The following is a 1073-nucleotide window of genomic DNA, read 5'->3' as shown; positions in this document are numbered from 1 at the left end:
CAACACACCAGCGTCAAGTGCTTGCTGTAAGCGATCTTGCAGAAGACCTTTACGAGCCACTTTGCCATCTTTCGCTGCTTTCATTAGCTTACGCTCCAATGGTTTGACGTCATACATGGCTAGGAAGGCATTTTCCATCAAACCTACGCTATCATTTTCGGATTTGCCGATGTAACACAAGTGGGTTAAACGGTCACGCTGCACGCCTGGGGTCATCATGGCTTCAGCAATGCTGACACTTAACTCATCACTTGGTTTGTCGAAGTGATTCCCTAGTGGGAATAACAAGCCTTTCAACACGCCACCAACATATTTCACTGGGAAGTTTGCGTACGCTTCGTTCAGCGATTTAGCTGCGTTGTACAAACAGTATTGGACAGCGTAATGCACGAAGTTTAAATCGCCTTGCTGACGCCCTTCATCTTCGTATTTTTTCAGCGTCGCGGATGCCATGTACAGGTAGCTCAAACCATCACCCAAACGTGCAGAAATCATCTCTTTACGCTTCAAGTCACCACCTAACGTCAACATGGCAAAATCGGCGCTTACTGCTAACGCTCGGCTCAGGCGGGTGATGTCTTTATAATAGCGCTGAGTTGGACCACTCATATTCGCTTTCACAAAGCGCGAGCCTGTTAGTGCTGCACCTAGCGCACCAAACGTATTCCCCATCGCATGACCAATATGTTTGAACAATAGAGAATCGAACTCTTTCGCACCCTGCTCTGAGTCTGGATTCGCCGCCGCTTCCATCTCTTTAAGCACATATGGATGACAACGGGTCGCACCTTGACCAAAGATCATCAAGTTACGCGTTAGGATATTTGCACCTTCAACAGTAATCGCAACAGGAATACCCAAGTAGTGTTTCGCAAGATAGTTCATTGGACCATCTTGAATCGCACGACCTGCGTGAATATCGAACGAGTCGTTCAAAATCGTACGTGCAATTTCAGTCATGTGGTATTTGGCAATAGCCGTAACAATGCCAGGTTTCTCTTTCATATCGAGAGAGGGAGTCGTCAACGAACGAGTTGCTTCAAAACGATAAGTCAGACCGCCAATACGCCCCA

General features: G+C 47.2%; 1 protein-coding gene. It reads right to left on the bottom strand.

Annotation, left to right across the window (positions count from 1 at the left end; all coding sequences use genetic code 11):
- Window positions 1–1073 (bottom strand): acyl-CoA dehydrogenase domain-containing protein (locus R8O10_RS23960; protein ID WP_318191793.1); only part of this gene is annotated, 1073 nt, incomplete at both ends.

The sequence above is a fragment of the Vibrio sp. 1727 genome, from assembly GCF_033344415.1.
Taxonomy (GTDB): Bacteria; Pseudomonadota; Gammaproteobacteria; order Enterobacterales; family Vibrionaceae; genus Vibrio; species Vibrio alginolyticus.
Note: the sequence above shows the minus strand (reverse complement) of the source record. Positions and strands in the feature narration are given on the sequence as shown.